Below are 15,831 nucleotides of genomic sequence, written 5' to 3'. Positions count from 1 at the left end.
TTTCTTCGATTTCTTGACAAAAGCTGCCTAGTCCTTTAGACTTTTTTGCATATATTTTAAATTATCTGAAAGGAGGATAGGGTAATCGAAGCTAACTGCTAGTGGACAACCCTAGATCAAACAATGAATCCTATCCAACAAATTTTACATACATTTCCTGTGATTGTACTAGATGGTGCAATGGCAACTGAACTGGAGAGATATGGCTGTGATTTGAACGACAGCTTATGGTCTGCAAAAGTGCTTATGGAGCAGCCGGAATTGATTAAGAGAGTGCATCAAGATTACTTTGCAGCAGGAGCTGACTGTGCAATTACTGCAAGCTATCAAAGCACGTTTGAAGGTTTTGCAAAACGTGGTTTAAGTGAAGCAGAGGCGCGCGAGTTAATTCAAGCATCTGTAAAAATTGCGGCTGAAGCAAGAGATGAATTTTGGCAGAAAGAAGAGAATTGTCTTAATCGCCCAAAACCAATTGTCGCCGCTTCGGTAGGTCCTTACGGAGCATTTTTAGCAAACGGATCGGAATATACTGGACAGTATGACGTAACAGAAGAAGAGTTAATGGAATTTCATCGTCCTCGTATGAAAGCATTAATTGAAGCAGGAGCAGATGTGTTAGCTTGTGAAACCATTCCTAATCTAATGGAAGCAAGAGCCATTGCGAGGCTGCTAGAAGAATTTGAAGGAGCGTACGCATGGATTACGTTCAGCGCAAAAGATGACCTGCACATTAGCAGCGGAACATTAATCTCGGAGTGTGCACGCTATCTGGATTCCTATGAGCAAGTAGCAGCTATTGGAGTTAACTGTACGCCGCCTCAATATATTTCTTCACTTATTAAAGAAATTAAATCTCAAACGGATAAGCCAGTCATTGTGTATCCAAATTCAGGAGAGCATTATGATGCTGAATCTAAAACATGGAACGGGACATCTGCAGGCGAAACGTATGGCTGCAGCGCTCACAGCTGGTATGAAGCAGGTGCTCAGTTAATCGGAGGGTGCTGTCGCACAACTCCAGATGATATCAAAGGCATTACAAAATGGGCTAGAAAATAACGGATTGAAAGAAAAGAAGATTCATTGTAATCTTCTTTTCTTCTTGTAAAATAAAAGAAGAAAAGTTGAAAAGGGTTTATTTTAACGAAAGAAGGGATGATGAAAGTGAAAGATATTAAAAATATTTATTGTGTAGGCCGAAACTACGCACTGCATGCAAAAGAATTACATAATGATATTCCAACATCACCTTTTTTATTTTCCAAACCTACTCACGCTCTCGTTGAAGCAGCTGGACAATCAATCACTCTTCCTAGCGACCAAGGAGAGGTGCACTTTGAAACCGAACTGATTCTTCATATTGGACAATCTTACAAAGAAGGCATAGCAGTGGATGAACTTGTTGACGAGATGACGATTGGATTAGACTTGACGCTTCGAGATGTACAGAGCGAATTAAAACAAAAAAAGCACCCTTGGCTGCTTGCAAAAGGATTTAAACATTCAGCGGTCGTGGGAAAATTTCTGCCGTTTGAAGGAGTAGAAGCATCTAAGGAGAAAGACTTTTCGTTAGTGAAAAACAATAAACGCGTGCAGCTGGGAAATATCAAAGATTTGATTTTTGATTTACAAACGATTATTGATTTTACAGGAAAACATTTTGGTCTTGATAAAGGAGATCTTATTTTTACAGGTACACCTGAAGGAGTAGGTCCGCTTTCACATCAGGATCATCTTTCACTTAAATGGGGAGAGCAAGAGCTTGGTTCTTGCATCATTTCCTTTCGTTAAAAAAAGAGGCTGAGAAAAAGTAGTTTGTAGTTTTAATTGAAGGAAAATCCGAACGGTGAATCGAGGTTCTTGATAGAGAATCCAACCTGTTCGGATTTTTTATTGCGATGGTGAATGTAGGCTTCGGAATGAATTTAATAACCAATGGGAAAGCTGTTTTTATCTCCTATAGGAAACGAGGTCCTCATTATGGTGCTCTTAATCCTTACAACGGTGATTTCTATTCTGAGTGTACTAGTTATGCCAAAGCGCATCAGCTGGATAGAAATATACACAACGTCTTTGTTTGTCATGTTTTTAGGATCGGTAGCAGATATATATCTTGATGTTAAATATGATCTTTATGGATTTTTTACAAAAGGAGTAGATTTTGAATATCTTTTAATTTTTATTTTTATTTATCCTGCGACAAATAGTGTATTTTTGAATTTTTATCCACAAGGCAAGAGTCTGTTTAGAAAAGCTTTATATATTACAGTGTGGGTAATTCTTACGACATTGTTTGAGTACATTTCTACCCAAACGGAAGTGTTTTATTATAATGGATGGAAGATTCTATACTCGTTTTTTTGCTATCCGTTTCTTTATATAGCAATGGTTTTAAATTTAAAAATGATACGCAGGCTCCAGGTTATCGATAAGCAAAAATAGAAATAAAAAAAAGTAATGATAAATCATAAAAAAATGATATTTTATTAATGGCTACATATGTAATATAGTAAAAATAGAAAATAAACGAGGCAGCATATAAGCAGGGTTAAAAAACATCAAAACGGGAATCTTGACATTAACTTCATGTTTTTAACCATGTATTGTGAATGAATATACTTAATGCTAAATAATATGTTGTAGAAGGAATTTAGTAAAGGAGGCAAGAAGATGTTTAAGCGTAGTGAAAAAATCCAAATTCATGGCGTAACGTTTCATGGAGTCATGAGTGCGAAGCAAAAAGCGGCCCTGCACGAAATTGCTAATGTAACAGACGAAAAAGACTGGGATGGGCTAAAAGGTGTGTATTGCTTAGGCAGTGTAAAGGTGCAAGGAAAAGATGTGTTAGGTGTGTACTATGGCCAATTTAATGATAACCTTCCAAAAGAGAAGCGCAAACTTCAGTTTGAAATTGACTATATTAAATATACAGTAACGGAATGTCCTATTGTCTTTATCGATACAACAAAAAACAAAAAGCCTCATCAATTTGCTTTTATCATTCTGCATGAATTAGGCCATCATGTGGATCGAATGACAAATGGAACGCTTTTAAAAGAAGGAAATAGAACGCAAGAAATGTTTGCTAATACGTATGCCTTAGAAAAATATTCAAAAATAGAAAAGTTCCAAACAAAGAAGTTAAAAAAGATTCCATTTTTAGAGGAATCTCTTACTCAGTGGAATAAAACTCCTCATCCTGGAGCGTATTCTCTTAGAGTTCAAATTGAATAATTCACGAGAATAGTTCCTCTCTCTCCGTTTTTTATTTTCCTACCTTTTTCCTCTTCCTGTCTTTTATCCTCCCAATGAACAAAAAGGATTTAATTACCCATAAAGTTTTAAAAGTTTTTATAGTACGAATTATTTACACTATACCCTCCTGTAAATTATGATTATTTTAAGAAAAAACAGAAAATTTTAAAGTTTTAAGGTACAACTTAATAGTGAACAAGCGATGTTGTAATCGTATAGACGAACTGGCATACATATGCGAGTCATACATACAAACGAATCGCTTCCACTGTTATGAAAGCGGATTCAAAAATAGGAGGGGTAATAATGTTAGCTATTCTTGGGTTTTTGATGGTTTGTACATTTATGTTTCTGATTATGACAAAACGATTAACGCCGCTTATTGCTTTAATGGTTATTCCAGTATTGTTTGCAATCATAGGGGGATTCACAAGCGGTATTGGAGAAATGGCTTTAAATGGTGTAAAAGAATTAGCACCTACAGGCGTTATGTTAATGTTTGCTATTTTATATTTTGGGATTATGATTGATGCTGGTTTGTTTGATCCAGTTGTAGGAAGAATTTTGAAAATCGTAAAAGGTGATCCACTAAAAATCACAATTGGTACAGCTATTTTAGTTCTTATTATCTCATTAGACGGAGACGGAACAACAACATATATGATTACGCTTTCAGCGATGCTTCCGCTTTATAAAAAGCTAAACATGAAGCCAATGATTTTAGCCTGTATCGCCATTATGGGTAGTGGAGTTATGAACTTAACACCTTGGGGTGGACCTACTGCTCGTGTGATGAGTGCATTGAAGTTAGATGCTTCACAGGTGTTTACACCACTGATTCCAGCCATGATTGGCGGAGCTGTTTGGTTGTTATTCACGGCTTACTATTTCGGGAAAAAAGAGCGCCAGCGCTTAGGTGTTATTGATATTCAAGACGTTACAAATGCTCAAGTAGCTTTTGCAGAAGCAGCAGCCGCTGAAGGAATCGAGTACAAGCGTCCGAAGCTTTTATGGGTAAACTTTGCTTTAACAGCTCTATTATTAGTAGGACTTATCACAGCAGTTATGCCGCTTCAAATTCTATTTATGATTGGATTTGCAATCGCTATCATGATTAACTATCCAAATTTAGAAGTTCAAAAAGAGCGTATTACTGCACATGCTGGTAATGTACTTGCTGTTGTGTCTCTTGTATTCGCAGCAGGCGTATTCACGGGTATTTTATCAGGTACCAAAATGGTAGATGCAATGGGTAATAGCTTAGTAGGATTAATTCCAGATGCGTTAGGGCCTTACATGTCTGTGATTACTGCCATCACAAGTATGCCATTTACATTCTTTATGTCAAATGATGCTTACTACTATGGGATTTTACCAATTATTGCTCAAGCAGCTTCAGCATACGGTATTGATGCTGCAGAAATTGGCCGTGCTTCATTGATTGGTCAACCTGTTCACTTACTAAGTCCTTTAGTTGCTTCTACGTATCTATTGGTCGGTATGGCAAAAGTCGAGCTTGGTGAATTTCAGCGCTTTACTTTAAAGTGGACGATTGGAACAGCTATGGTGATGCTTTTAGTAGCTATTATTACAGGAGTTATTACGCTGTAAAGATCAGGAAACTAAAAACTTATCAATTCCGCTTTTGGGATTGATAAGTTTTTTTGTCTAAAAAGCTTTTGGAATAAGGAGCGGATATACAAAAAATTTTGATAAAATAAAAGAAGAATAGAACTATAAGGTAAAGGCTAAAGGTGCGATGAAATGAAAAAATGGTTTCAAGTATCGCTGCAAACAAAAATCGTAGGTTTATCCGCAGCATTAATCATAACTGTTATTGTTCTTTTAGCGAGTATTTTCTCTTACATGCAGTTTGTAGAATCTAAAAGGCAAGCCGAGCAGCTGGCTCTTCAAGCAGCCAAATCAATATCATTTATGCCGGAAGTCAAAGCTGCTTTTCAAAAAAAACAGCCGAGTCGATATATTCAGCCGCTTGCCGAGCAAGTGAGGGAACAAATCGGAGCAGCAAGTATTGTGGTTCAAAACCGTGAGCAAATCATCTATTCTCATTCTAATCAAAAATGGATAGGAAAGAAAAACAAAGAGGCGGTTAACGATAGAGCACTATTATTCGGCGGATATTATACGCTGGACGGAGAGGGAACCACAGGTCCTGCTATTATGGGGAAAGCGCCTATTGTCATCAGTCACGGAAAGTATACGGAAGTCGTGGGAGTGGTGACGGTTGAGTTTTTAAAATCTCATGTTCATGCTCAGCTCATTACGCGTATTCAGCAAATTATCCTATTTTCACTAGCTGTTTTATTGCTTGGTATGATCGGGGGTATTTTTTTAGCTAAAAGTATTAAAAAAGATACTCTTGGTCTTGAACCCCATGAAATCGCTTCTTTGTACCGTGAACGAAATGCAATTTTACTTTCGATAAAAGAAGGAATTATTGCTATTGATCATCAAGGCTTTATTACGATGATGAATACATCAGCTAAAAATATGCTGGGGTTACAGACGGAATATTTACATCATCATATCATTGAAGTATTTCCTTATACGAATATGATTGAAGTGCTAGATACGGGAATAGCCCGAAGCGACCAAGAAATTTTTTTGAATGAAAAAACGTTTATCTTAAACTTAACACCCATTATTGAACATCAGCGAATTGTAGGAGTGGTCGCTAGTTTTCGTGATAAGACAGAATTAAAAAGCTTAATCAATACGATTTCAGAAGTACGAAAGTATTCAGAGGATTTACGAGCTCAAACGCATGAGTTTACGAATAAGCTGTATGTTTTGTCGGGTTTGCTGCAGTTAGGGCAGTACAAAGATGCATTGGAGTTTATTCAAAAAGAATCAGCCGTACACCAAACGCAAAATCGTATTCTATTTGATCAGATATTAGATTCCAAAGTTCAAGCAATATTGCTTGGGAAGATTGGAAAAGCATCTGAAAAGAAAATTCATTTTTCGGTTGATTCGGAGAGTACACTCGATACGCTCCCAGAACATATTGAAATTTCTCATCTCATTATCATTATTGGGAACTTAATTGATAATGCATTTGAAGCCGTGAGTCAGCGGTCTAAAAAAGAAGTGTCGTTTTTTATTACCGATATTGGTCATGATTTAATTATTGAAGTGATGGATAACGGACCCGGTATATCAGAAGAAGTACTAAATCAAATTTTCACAAAAGGGTTTTCAACCAAAGGTACAGACAGAGGGTACGGACTGGCAAATATAAAGAAAATGGTAGATGAACTTGGAGGATCTATTGAAGTGTATAATCAGCCAGAAGGAGGAGCCATTTTTTCAGTTTACCTTCCAAAAAACTGAATCATGAGAAGTAAGGGGAGAGTCGAAATGTTACGAGTCGCAATTGCAGAAGACGATTTTCGAATTGCTCAAGTTCAAGAGCGATTTTTATTAGAAGTAGATGGTGTAGAAGTCGTAGGCAAAGCGTTGAATGCAAAAGAGACGCTTGAAATGCTAAAGGAGAAGAAAGTTGATTTACTTCTTTTAGACATCTATATGCCAGATGAAATGGGAACAGATTTACTCCCAAAAATCAGAGCCCAGTTTCCACAAGTTGACGTTATCGTGGTAACGGCTGCAACAGAAAAAAACATTGTAGAAATCTGTTTGAGAAACGGCGTCGTTAATTATTTGATTAAGCCGGTTATGATGGAATCCTTCATTAATGCTATTAAACAGTATCAAGAGAAAAAGGAACTGTTTAGTACGCATGAAGAAGTTGATCAATCATTTATTGATGCGTACTTTGGACATGTCAGAACAAAGCCAAAAGCGGATAAATCTCTTCCTTCAGGTATTGATGGTATCACATTACAAAAGTCAAAAGACATTTTAAAAAGCATCAAAGGAATTACGATCGAAGAGATGGGGCAACACATGGGAGTATCTAGAACGACAGCTAGACGATATTTAGAGTATCTAGTATCAACCGGTGAATGTCACGTTGAATATGATTATGGGATTATTGGAAGACCGGAGCGCAAGTACTATTTAGCGTAGCATTAGCCTTGAAGGATGGTATATATGATCAAAAAGCTCATGATAGTGTTTATAAGTGCATTGCTTGTTAGCTGTTCTACTCCCTCTAAAAAAGACCGCATTAGTATGGAAAAAATTGAAATTGTGGCAGCCGGTGCAAAAGGCGGAGGAGCAGATGCAACAGTAAGAGCCATTCAACAAGTGCTAACGGAAAAGAAGATTGTGAAGGTACCCGTTTCTGTTAGTAATAAAATAGGTGGGCAAGGTGAAGAAGGATGGAAATATATTAAACAGAGAAAAGAAGGAAATATTGTTTCCGGGAATTCCAGTTTGCTGATTACAAATAATTTGCTAGGGCAAAGTCAATTAACCTATAAAGACTTTACTCCGCTCGCTATTTTAACATCTGAATGGGAGGTCATCGTAGTTCCTGTTAACTCTCCTATATACAATTTAAAACAGCTCATACGCACGTTAAATCAAAGTGAATCCAGTATGAAAGTGGGAATATCACCTCGATTAGGAAACGACGATCATTTATCGTTCATGCAGCTAAATAAAAAAGCAGGCGTAGACTCTTCCAAGCTTGAGTTTTTCGTTTATAACAGCAGTCATAAAGTAATTGATGCGCTCGTTCATCATCAGCTAGATGTAGCACCCATGTCATTATCAGAAGTAAAAAAGCAGTATGAACAAGGGCAGGTAAGGATACTCGCCGTTTCTTCTCCTAAAAGGCTAGAAGAGCTAAAAGAGATACCGACGTGGAAAGAAGCGGGAATTGACGTAACGTTTAGCCATTGGAGAGGTCTAATGGGACCGCCTAATATGACCAAAGAACAGGTAGCATATTGGAATAAGGCCGTGTATGAAATGGTTCATACAAAAGAATGGGAACAGCTTCTTAAAGATAATGATTTAACCTCTTTTTATAAAAATAGCAGCGGTGCTAAAGTCTTTCTTGAGCAGCAAAGCAAGCTGTATTCTGACTTAATGGGCGGAGCAAATGATGAATAAATACAATAGAAAAAGGTTGGGACAAAAGGATTTTAGATGGAGTGAAAAACGAACCATTGATTAAAGTTTTTAATTCTTGGTTCGTTTTTTTGTTGTGGTAAGTGTAGTTTCATCTGTTTCGTTCCTTCTAGCAGTTGATTGGAGAGCAAGACGAAGACTCCTGCGGGAAAAGCGGAACAGGCGAGACCCCACAGGAGCGTGAGCGACGAGGAGGCTCACCGGCCGCCCGCGGAAAGCGAAGTCTTGCACGGAAATCAACTGCGGTGTCTTAAGCAGTTCCGCTCATATACCCCATTTGTTCGTCTTTAGAATTAGATTCATTTCGGTATGTCTCAACCTTTTTCTGTCAGTGTACATCTTTTAAATCCAAGTTTTGAATGAACTCAATAAAAGCTTTTACAATGTTAATTTTTAAGGAGTCCTCATGATAAAACATCCATGTGCTGCGCGTTAAAGGTACTTGATCTTTAGTTTTTAACGTGTATCTGTAAATCTCTGCAGCATCGTCAAGCAGCATACTCGGCAAAATCGCATAGCCCAGTCCGTTTACAACCATCTTTTTACATGTTTCTGCTTTATCTACTTCAATGCTGACAAGGGGAGGCTGAGAGTAATTTTCAGCCCACCAGTTATCAACGGATGTTTTTAAAAAACGATCTTGATGATAATCAATTCGAGGTAGATTGGGAAGATTGTTTATGTCGACAGGCTGTGCAGACGCAATGCAAATTGTTTCTTTAAAAAGCAGCTCTTTTTGATCTTGCCAGTTATAATCACCTTTTACAAACGCAATATGAACATCGTGCTTATAAAGCAGATGAGCCATGTCGCTGCTCCATCCGGTTGTGACTTTGAATTCAACATCAGGAAATCGCTCTTTAAATAAACGCAATAGCCCAGGGAGCTTGTAGTCAGTGAAAAAGTTAGACACGCCTAGACGTAAAGTTCCGGTTAATTGATCATCCATGTTTAACACATTTTCTTTTATTTTTTGAACCGTAAGCAGCATTTCTTCTGCGCACTTCACTAAATATTCTCCCTGCGGTGTAAACTGAACTCCGCGGCGCCCTCTATTTACAATCTGAACATGAAATTCCTTCTCCATCTGCTGCAGTCTATGCGTAAGCGCAGGCTGAGATATAAATAGCTCCTTGGCTGCTTTTGTAATGTTTTTCTCACGGTACAATACTTGTAGAATAAGCCAATCTCGATCGTCCATACTACCCCTCCAGGAATAAAAAAAATGAATGGTTTATAATAAAATTTCGATATTTTAATTATTTCTAAAATTATACTATAGTTAAGAAGAGAAATGTTCGGTGTAAGAAAGAAAAGCCTTGTAGAAGGAAGGAAGTAGGTATGAACGCAAGAGTTGTTTTTTTACAATCTATATTTTTTATTCTATTAACAAGCGTGGGAGGATTTCTTTTATCGTTAACAGGTTTATCCATTGGCTGGATGCTTGGGACTCTCATTTTAGCTGCTATTCTAGCTTTTCGAAAGCCGCGTTTTTTATCTCAAACAAGCAAAAAAGGCATTCCAAAATATTGGCTGTACGCTGGACAGTGCATTTTAGGGATTGAATTAGGTCAAAAGATTAACTTATCTGTGGTGACTACGTTTCAATCTCACTGGTCCACCATTACGATTATGCTTTTGCTGTCCGTTGTTTTTTCTCTTTTATCCGGTTATTTGCTATGGAAGTTCAGTTCCACAGACTTATTAACAAGCTTTTTCGGTACGACTCCGGGTGGAATGAGCGCCATGCCAGGCATGGCTGAAGAAGTAGGAGCCAATACGGCAGTTGTAAGCATCATTCAAACGATGCGCGTGTTTTTAGTTGTGCTTGCTGTTCCTTTATTTGTAGTCTATTGGGGAAGTAATACAGGACGGCATGCAGTGTCCGTTACCCCGAGTGTTTTTGAGTGGGGATCACTGTTGTGGACAGGCGTTTTAATTGTTACAGCAGTAGTCGGCTATTATATAGGGAAAAAACTAAAATTTCCTGCTCCTTGGTTAGTAGGAGGAATGCTTACTGTTGCAATTGTTCAAACAGCTGCTTCATCGTACGTGGGGTATAATCTTCAAGCATACTGGCCTCATTCTGTGATGATTTTATCGCAAATTTTTATTGCTTCAAGCATTGGTTCTCGCTTTCATAAGGAAATGTTCATTGGCGTAAAAAAAATTATGGTTGTGGCGCTTATTAATACAATTGGTTTAATCGCCGCCATGTTTGTATGTGCACTATTCGTTTCCAAAATAACTGGAATTGAGCTTATCACGTCTATTTTAGCGTTTGCTCCTGGAGGCATTGCAGAAATGGCGACTACATCCATTGTACTGCAGGCTGATTCGACGTTAGTAGTAGCGGTCCAAGTGCTTCGTATTTTAACAATTTGGCTGCTTCTGCCTCCGCTGTTTCGCATGTTTCATCAGTGGGGAGAAAGAAAAAGAATACATTCACACGTTTCATAATAAATATGTGAATGCACTAGGTAGAGTAAGAGAGAGTTTTAAAGAGGGAAATGGGGGGAGAATAGATGAGTAATAAAGAAATGGTGGTCAGTCAGTTCGGGGGGAATGCCGGAAAGTATGTCAAAAGTAAAGGTCATGCAAAAGGCAAAGATTTAGCGGTTTTAGCGGAAATTGCTGAAGAAAATAGAGGAGGAAAGCTGCTTGATGTAGCGACAGGAGGAGGACACGTGGCAAATAAGCTAGCACCTGTCTTTCAAGAAGTAACGGCTTTTGACTTAACTCCTCAAATGTTGCAAAGTGCTGAAGGCTTCATTAAAGGAAATGGTCATGAAAATGTATCGTTTGTTCAAGGAGATGCTGAGGATATGCCATTTCAAGATGACGAGTTTGATACGGTAACGTGCAGAATTGCACCGCACCATTTTCCTAATATTAAACAGTTCATCAAAGAGGTATACCGAGTGTTAAAGCCAGGAGGACAGTTCTTGCTCATTGATAATGTAGCACCGGAAGTGAATGCTTATGACGAGTTTTATAATCGAGTTGAAAAGACAAGAGATCCAAGCCATTATCGTGCTTATAAAAAAACAGAGTGGCTTTCTATGCTTGAAATGCAAGGATTCCGTACAGAAGTGCTGACAACTTTTCCAAAGCGCTTTTTATTTGATGACTGGTGTGCGATGATGAATGTTCCCCAAGAGACAAAGCGTGAGCTTACTCAATATATGCTGAATGTACCAAGCGGATTTAAACAGTTTTTCGAAATCAAAACGAATCAACAGGGAATTGAATCGTTTCAAGGAGAAGCAATCTTTGTAGCGTGCTACAAACATAAATAAAAAGAAGCCAACTCCGGTGAGTTGGCTTCTTTTTTTACTTATGCTCGTTGGTTTGAACGATTTCCAAAATATTGCGTAATACGGTCTAAAATAATTGCTAAAATAACGATTGAAATTCCAGCTTCAAAGCCCGTGCCGACTTCAAGTCGAGAAACTGCACGATATACTTCTGCACCAAGTCCCGGAGCACCTACAAGAGAGGCAATAACGACCATTGAAAGAGATAGCATGATGCTTTGGTTAATTCCTGCCATAATTGTTTTTGTAGCTAATGGAAGCTGTACTTTAAATAATTTTTGTTTTGTTGTTGAACCGTAGGCATTTGCTGCTTCTACTAAGTCAGCGGGTACTTCACGGATACCTAGGTTCGTTAAGCGAATCGTTGGAGGCATTGCAAAGATAACAGATGAGATAACACCTGGTACCACACCAATTCCAAAGAAGAAAAGTGCTGGAATCAAATACACAAATGCCGGCATCGTTTGCATAAAGTCTAAGATTGGCGTAATAATCCGAGCTGTCTTTTCGCTTTGAGATGCCCAAATGCCTAGCGGGATTCCTACTATAATTGAAATTAATACGCTTGTTAAAACGAGGGCTAGTGTGTCCATTGTTTCTTGCCAGTAGCCAAGATTAAGAATAAATAATAGACCAATCATCGATAAAATAGTAAATGACCATTTTTTACTTGAAAACCAAGCAATGATTCCGACAATTAAGATTAAAATTAATGCTGGTGGAAAGGTTAGCACTAGTACAATAAAACTTACAATACCATCGACAATAGCTGAAATAACATCAAAAAACCCTTTGATATTATCATTTAAAAACGTGACAAAATGGTCAATCCAATTGCCAACGGGAATTTTAGGAATACTATTCATTTACGTTCACCTCATTACTATCAGTACCGGCAAGTGCTTCAATCACTCGCTCTTTTTTAATGATGCCGCGCAGACGATGGTTTTCATCTACAACCGGTAGCGGGAAACGGCTGATAACCATTTTGTCGTACAAGTTTTCTAGTAGCGTATCTGTCGTAACAGTCGGAATATCCGTATCTAATACGTCTGCTGTCAGTTTATCTTGTTTAATAGCGCGGCTGATATCATCTGCCGTTACAACTCCTAGAAGAGTTTTTTTCTTGTCTACGACGTAGATGCTTGAATAACCAGCTTCTTGCATAATTTTAAGAGCCACGCGCGGACCACGGTCTACGGTAATGGATTCGGCACGATTCATCACGCTTTCAGCTGTGTATACTTTAGCTACATTAACGTCTTCGACAAAGCGCTCTACATAATCATTGGCAGGGTTTGTCATAATTTCTTCAGGTGTTCCTACTTGAACAACACTGCCGTCTTTCATTAAAACGATGCGATCTCCGATTCGAAGAGCTTCATCAAGATCATGGGTAATAAAAATGATTGTTCGCTCCATTTTTTCTTGAAGCTCCAGCAAAAAATCTTGCATGTCTTTACGAATAAGCGGATCTAGTGCACTGAATGCCTCATCCATTAATAAAATGTCAGGGTCATTGGCAAGTGCTCGAGCTAGTCCGACGCGCTGCTGCATACCGCCGCTCAGTTCACCGGGATATTGATTTTCGTATCCTTTTAAACCTACTAATTCAAGCGCTTCTTTTGCTTTCTTTTCGCGTTCGGCTTTTGGTGTACCTTGAACTTCTAATCCGTATTCTGTGTTATCAAGAACCGTACGGTGAGGGAATAAAGCAAAGTTTTGGAAAACCATGCTCATTTTTTTTCGGCGCATGTCGCGAAGTTCCTCTTTGTTCATTTTTACTACATCGTCACCGTCTAAAATAAGAGATCCAGATGTTGGTTCAACAAGGCGGTTAAACATGCGAACTAAAGTGGATTTACCGCTTCCAGACAGGCCCATAATGACGAAGATTTCACCGGATTTGATTTCGAAGTTTGCTTGATTAACTCCAATTGTCATTCCTGTTTCTTCTAGAATTTCTTTTTTTGTTTTTCCTTTTTGAAGTAAATCAATCGCTTTTGACGGATTCTTACCAAACACTTTGGTTATATTTTGTACTTTTAATTTTACGTGTTCCATATGTCCACCTCAATTGTTGTTTTCTTTTACGTTCATTACTTTTTCGTCCAACTATCGATTAACTTTTTATGTTTTTTTACCCATTTCTGTGCTGCTTCTTCAGGGTTTGAAGATTTTTCAACTTGTGACAGAAGAGGACTGATTAATTTATCGTTCATCTGTGCATTATTCATCCATTTTATGACTTGAGGATTTGTCTTTTTAAATTCCTTGCTTGTCATTGTGTAAATGTTGTCAGGGTCTCCAAACGAGTTTTTAGGATCTTCTAAATATTTGATGTCAAAGTCTGCAAAAGCCCAGTGAGGATTCCACATAGTAACAACAATTGGTTTTTTTGCCTCATAGGCTTTGCGCAGTTCACTGAGCATAGCTGCCTCAGACGATTTTACAAGCGTATAGCTTTTAAGGTTATAATCTTTTAACGCTTGTTCGGCTAATCCGTTAATGCTGGAGCCTGGGTCAATTCCAATAACTTTGTTATCGACATCAGAAGCAACCTTAGCAAGGTCTTCTGTTGTGTTCACGTCTTTCATATAGGCGGGAACCGCAAATCCTAAGCGCGCATTTTTAAGCCAAGGGTCTTCAATGTTTACTTGATCTTTATACTTTTTGTAAAAAGGCGCATCTGTTGTAGGAAGCCATGGTGCAAACGAAATATCAATGTCGTTATTAGCTGTTCCTACCCAAACACCGGCTTTCTCTAAGAAAACAGTTCTAACCTTATAACCTCGATCTTCTAAAATCTGTTTCCATACGTACGTGTAGGCAATGTTTTCAGTATAGTTATTCATGCCGATGGTAATGGTTTTTTTATCTTTAAAGGCGCCATTACCGTTGCCGCAAGCTGAAGTAATAACTAGAAGAAAACAAATCATGCTGATTAAAAATAGTTTCTTCATGCAATGTAACTCCTTTATAAAGTTTTAAATCAATATGACTGATATGTAGAACGGATGCTAAACACAACGAAGTGTATACCCGGTTTTTTTAGGTGGTAAACATAAAAAATATAAAATGTGAAATAGAGTGGGTGATTTTTCGGCGTTATAAAGTTATTTTTAGCTAAAAATGTACATCGTAGTTAAGAGAAAATATGGGAAATAAATGGATAAAATAAGTGACTGTAGAATCAGTCTTACATGTTATCACTCTTTTTTTTACTCCGTCAACTTCAAGTCAAGAGTAATTCGGCAATTGAGCCGTATAAACCGATACGAAAAAATATCTTTTTAATAAAGTTATTTTTTAGGAAGAATAGGTGATTAAAGAGCTTTGCATCAGCTTTTACCTTGAATTGTAAAAGGAAGAAAGATAACAGTGAGACATATAAGAAACGTGAGAGGAAATTGATAAAATAAAAAAATATTTTTGAAGCCAGCATACGGATAAATTTTTGATTGAATTTAAAGATTCAGAAAATTTTATCTTGCATAATTTCAACTTCTTATAGTAAAATGAATGAAAGTCATTCATTTTATAGGTGGAGGGAAAAAGTTGGTTACAAGCACAAGTGAAAAATACGATAAGATTTTACAGGCAGCGATTGAAGTCATATCTGAAAAAGGACTTGATAAAACATCAATTTCAGACATTGTAAAGCGTGCAGGCGTAGCACAAGGGACTTTTTATCTTTATTTCAGATCTAAAAATGCTCTTGTTCCGGCTATTGCAGAAAACTTACTTTCTTTGTCACTTGAAAAAATCAAAGAACGAGCTAAAACAGCAACGGATTTTTTAAGTACATTAGAGGTAATGATTGACGAAACGTATAAAACAACAGATGAATATAGGGATGTTCTTGTTTTATGCTATTCAGGGCTCGCTTTTGACTATTCATTAGAAACATGGGAAGCTATTTATTTACCTTATTACAACTGGTTTGAAGAGGTATTAAATCAGGCTGTTAGAAAGGAAGAAGTCATCAAGCAGCTTAACGTTAAATGGACAGCTAAGACGATGATTAATTTGATTGAAAATGCTGCTGAACTTTTTTATATCGGGCGAGAGCAAGATGTCACACTTGAGCAATCAAAGGAAGAACTTTTTCAATTCTTAAAGCGTTCTCTTGTGCCATCCGTGTAATATTAGCACTGCTGATATTACATCTACTAAAATGACTGACATTCATTCA

The 15,831-nt window shown here is 37.6% G+C and carries 16 protein-coding genes; 12 read left to right on the top strand and 4 right to left on the bottom strand.

What is annotated here, in order from left to right; genetic code table 11:
- Positions 1-123: 123 nt before the first annotated feature.
- The 9 genes from mmuM to ACRPLQ_RS15060 all read left to right on the top strand — a co-directional run bounded on the left by mmuM (position 124) and on the right by ACRPLQ_RS15060 (position 8,573).
- Positions 124-1,059 (top strand): homocysteine S-methyltransferase, encoded by a 936-nt coding sequence (gene mmuM, locus ACRPLQ_RS15100; protein ID WP_165635498.1) that lies wholly within the window; start codon positions 124-126, stop codon positions 1,057-1,059.
- 99 nt (positions 1,060-1,158) lie between these two features.
- Positions 1,159-1,791: a fumarylacetoacetate hydrolase family protein gene (locus ACRPLQ_RS15095; RefSeq protein WP_115653119.1), complete on the top strand. Its 633-nt coding sequence runs from the start codon at positions 1,159-1,161 to the stop codon at positions 1,789-1,791.
- 144 nt (positions 1,792-1,935) lie between these two features.
- Positions 1,936-2,442: a CBO0543 family protein gene (locus ACRPLQ_RS15090; RefSeq protein WP_014461445.1), complete on the top strand. Its 507-nt coding sequence runs from the start codon at positions 1,936-1,938 to the stop codon at positions 2,440-2,442.
- Positions 2,443-2,670: 228 nt separating this feature from the next.
- Positions 2,671-3,234: an ImmA/IrrE family metallo-endopeptidase gene (locus ACRPLQ_RS15085; protein WP_028412123.1), complete on the top strand. Its 564-nt coding sequence runs from the start codon at positions 2,671-2,673 to the stop codon at positions 3,232-3,234.
- Between the two features lie 327 nt (positions 3,235-3,561).
- A complete protein-coding gene (locus ACRPLQ_RS15080) occupies positions 3,562-4,866 on the top strand; it encodes a CitMHS family transporter (RefSeq protein WP_028412124.1) in 1,305 nt (434 codons plus the stop codon).
- A gap of 153 nt (positions 4,867-5,019) precedes the next feature.
- Positions 5,020-6,609 (top strand): ATP-binding protein, encoded by a 1,590-nt coding sequence (locus tag ACRPLQ_RS15075; protein ID WP_028412125.1) that lies wholly within the window; start codon positions 5,020-5,022, stop codon positions 6,607-6,609.
- Between the two features lie 27 nt (positions 6,610-6,636).
- Positions 6,637-7,308 (top strand): response regulator, encoded by a 672-nt coding sequence (locus ACRPLQ_RS15070; protein WP_028412126.1) that lies wholly within the window; start codon positions 6,637-6,639, stop codon positions 7,306-7,308.
- A 24-nt stretch (positions 7,309-7,332) separates the two neighbouring features.
- Positions 7,333-8,301, top strand: coding sequence for a tripartite tricarboxylate transporter substrate binding protein (locus ACRPLQ_RS15065; RefSeq protein ID WP_028412127.1), 969 nt, complete (start codon positions 7,333-7,335; stop codon positions 8,299-8,301).
- 134 nt (positions 8,302-8,435) lie between these two features.
- On the top strand, positions 8,436-8,573 hold the full coding sequence (locus ACRPLQ_RS15060; RefSeq protein WP_165573233.1) for a hypothetical protein: 138 nt from the start codon (positions 8,436-8,438) through the stop codon (positions 8,571-8,573).
- Positions 8,574-8,647: 74 nt separating this feature from the next.
- On the opposite strand, the gene ACRPLQ_RS15055 is transcribed toward ACRPLQ_RS15060, so the two are convergent.
- Positions 8,648-9,520 carry a LysR family transcriptional regulator gene (locus tag ACRPLQ_RS15055; protein ID WP_028412128.1) on the bottom strand — a complete coding sequence of 291 codons (873 nt, stop codon included), beginning with the start codon at positions 9,518-9,520 and terminating at the stop codon, positions 8,648-8,650.
- A 140-nt stretch (positions 9,521-9,660) separates the two neighbouring features.
- On the opposite strand from ACRPLQ_RS15055, the gene ACRPLQ_RS15050 reads away from it, so the two are divergent.
- Positions 9,661-10,779 carry an AbrB family transcriptional regulator gene (locus ACRPLQ_RS15050; RefSeq protein ID WP_028412129.1) on the top strand — a complete coding sequence of 373 codons (1,119 nt, stop codon included), beginning with the start codon at positions 9,661-9,663 and terminating at the stop codon, positions 10,777-10,779.
- A gap of 65 nt (positions 10,780-10,844) precedes the next feature.
- On the top strand, positions 10,845-11,618 hold the full coding sequence (locus tag ACRPLQ_RS15045; protein ID WP_165635499.1) for a class I SAM-dependent methyltransferase: 774 nt from the start codon (positions 10,845-10,847) through the stop codon (positions 11,616-11,618).
- 38 nt (positions 11,619-11,656) lie between these two features.
- On the opposite strand, the gene ACRPLQ_RS15040 is transcribed toward ACRPLQ_RS15045, so the two are convergent.
- The 3 genes from ACRPLQ_RS15040 to ACRPLQ_RS15030 are packed head-to-tail and all read right to left on the bottom strand — an operon-like array spanning position 11,657 to position 14,599.
- Complete coding sequence (locus tag ACRPLQ_RS15040) at positions 11,657-12,502, bottom strand: ABC transporter permease (protein ID WP_013081885.1); 846 nt, start codon at positions 12,500-12,502, stop codon at positions 11,657-11,659.
- On the bottom strand, positions 12,495-13,700 hold the full coding sequence (locus ACRPLQ_RS15035; RefSeq protein ID WP_013081886.1) for a quaternary amine ABC transporter ATP-binding protein: 1,206 nt from the start codon (positions 13,698-13,700) through the stop codon (positions 12,495-12,497). The genes ACRPLQ_RS15040 and ACRPLQ_RS15035 overlap by 8 nt, the downstream gene beginning before the upstream one ends.
- Positions 13,701-13,735: 35 nt before the next feature.
- Entirely contained in the window at positions 13,736-14,599 is an 864-nt protein-coding gene (locus ACRPLQ_RS15030) for a glycine betaine ABC transporter substrate-binding protein (RefSeq protein ID WP_028412131.1), read from the bottom strand.
- Positions 14,600-15,194: 595 nt separating this feature from the next.
- Here ACRPLQ_RS15030 and ACRPLQ_RS15025 point away from each other — a divergent pair.
- Positions 15,195-15,782: a TetR family transcriptional regulator gene (locus ACRPLQ_RS15025; RefSeq protein ID WP_028412132.1), complete on the top strand. Its 588-nt coding sequence runs from the start codon at positions 15,195-15,197 to the stop codon at positions 15,780-15,782.
- The last annotated feature ends 49 nt before the right edge of the window (positions 15,783-15,831 follow it).

The organism is Priestia sp. TRN 1309, from assembly GCF_050846875.1.
Taxonomy (GTDB): Bacteria; Bacillota; Bacilli; order Bacillales; family Bacillaceae_H; genus Priestia; species Priestia zanthoxyli.
The sequence above is the reverse complement of the archived record's forward strand: the minus strand, read 5'-3'. Positions and strand labels throughout refer to the sequence as shown.

Excerpts from the sequence above, each read along its gene's own strand:
- mmuM (WP_165635498.1), top strand. The coding sequence starts at position 124 with ATGAATCCTATCCAACAAATTTTACATACATTTCCTGTGATTGTACTA.
- ACRPLQ_RS15095 (WP_115653119.1), top strand. The coding sequence starts at position 1,159 with ATGAAAGTGAAAGATATTAAAAATATTTATTGTGTAGGCCGAAACTAC.
- ACRPLQ_RS15090 (WP_014461445.1), top strand. The coding sequence starts at position 1,936 with ATGGGAAAGCTGTTTTTATCTCCTATAGGAAACGAGGTCCTCATTATG.
- ACRPLQ_RS15085 (WP_028412123.1), top strand. The coding sequence starts at position 2,671 with ATGTTTAAGCGTAGTGAAAAAATCCAAATTCATGGCGTAACGTTTCAT.
- ACRPLQ_RS15080 (WP_028412124.1), top strand. The coding sequence starts at position 3,562 with ATGTTAGCTATTCTTGGGTTTTTGATGGTTTGTACATTTATGTTTCTG.
- ACRPLQ_RS15075 (WP_028412125.1), top strand. The coding sequence starts at position 5,020 with ATGAAAAAATGGTTTCAAGTATCGCTGCAAACAAAAATCGTAGGTTTA.
- ACRPLQ_RS15070 (WP_028412126.1), top strand. The coding sequence starts at position 6,637 with ATGTTACGAGTCGCAATTGCAGAAGACGATTTTCGAATTGCTCAAGTT.
- ACRPLQ_RS15065 (WP_028412127.1), top strand. The coding sequence starts at position 7,333 with ATGATCAAAAAGCTCATGATAGTGTTTATAAGTGCATTGCTTGTTAGC.
- ACRPLQ_RS15055 (WP_028412128.1), bottom strand. The coding sequence starts at position 9,520 with ATGGACGATCGAGATTGGCTTATTCTACAAGTATTGTACCGTGAGAAA.
- ACRPLQ_RS15050 (WP_028412129.1), top strand. The coding sequence starts at position 9,661 with ATGAACGCAAGAGTTGTTTTTTTACAATCTATATTTTTTATTCTATTA.
- ACRPLQ_RS15045 (WP_165635499.1), top strand. The coding sequence starts at position 10,845 with ATGAGTAATAAAGAAATGGTGGTCAGTCAGTTCGGGGGGAATGCCGGA.
- ACRPLQ_RS15040 (WP_013081885.1), bottom strand. The coding sequence starts at position 12,502 with ATGAATAGTATTCCTAAAATTCCCGTTGGCAATTGGATTGACCATTTT.
- ACRPLQ_RS15035 (WP_013081886.1), bottom strand. The coding sequence starts at position 13,700 with ATGGAACACGTAAAATTAAAAGTACAAAATATAACCAAAGTGTTTGGT.
- ACRPLQ_RS15030 (WP_028412131.1), bottom strand. The coding sequence starts at position 14,599 with ATGAAGAAACTATTTTTAATCAGCATGATTTGTTTTCTTCTAGTTATT.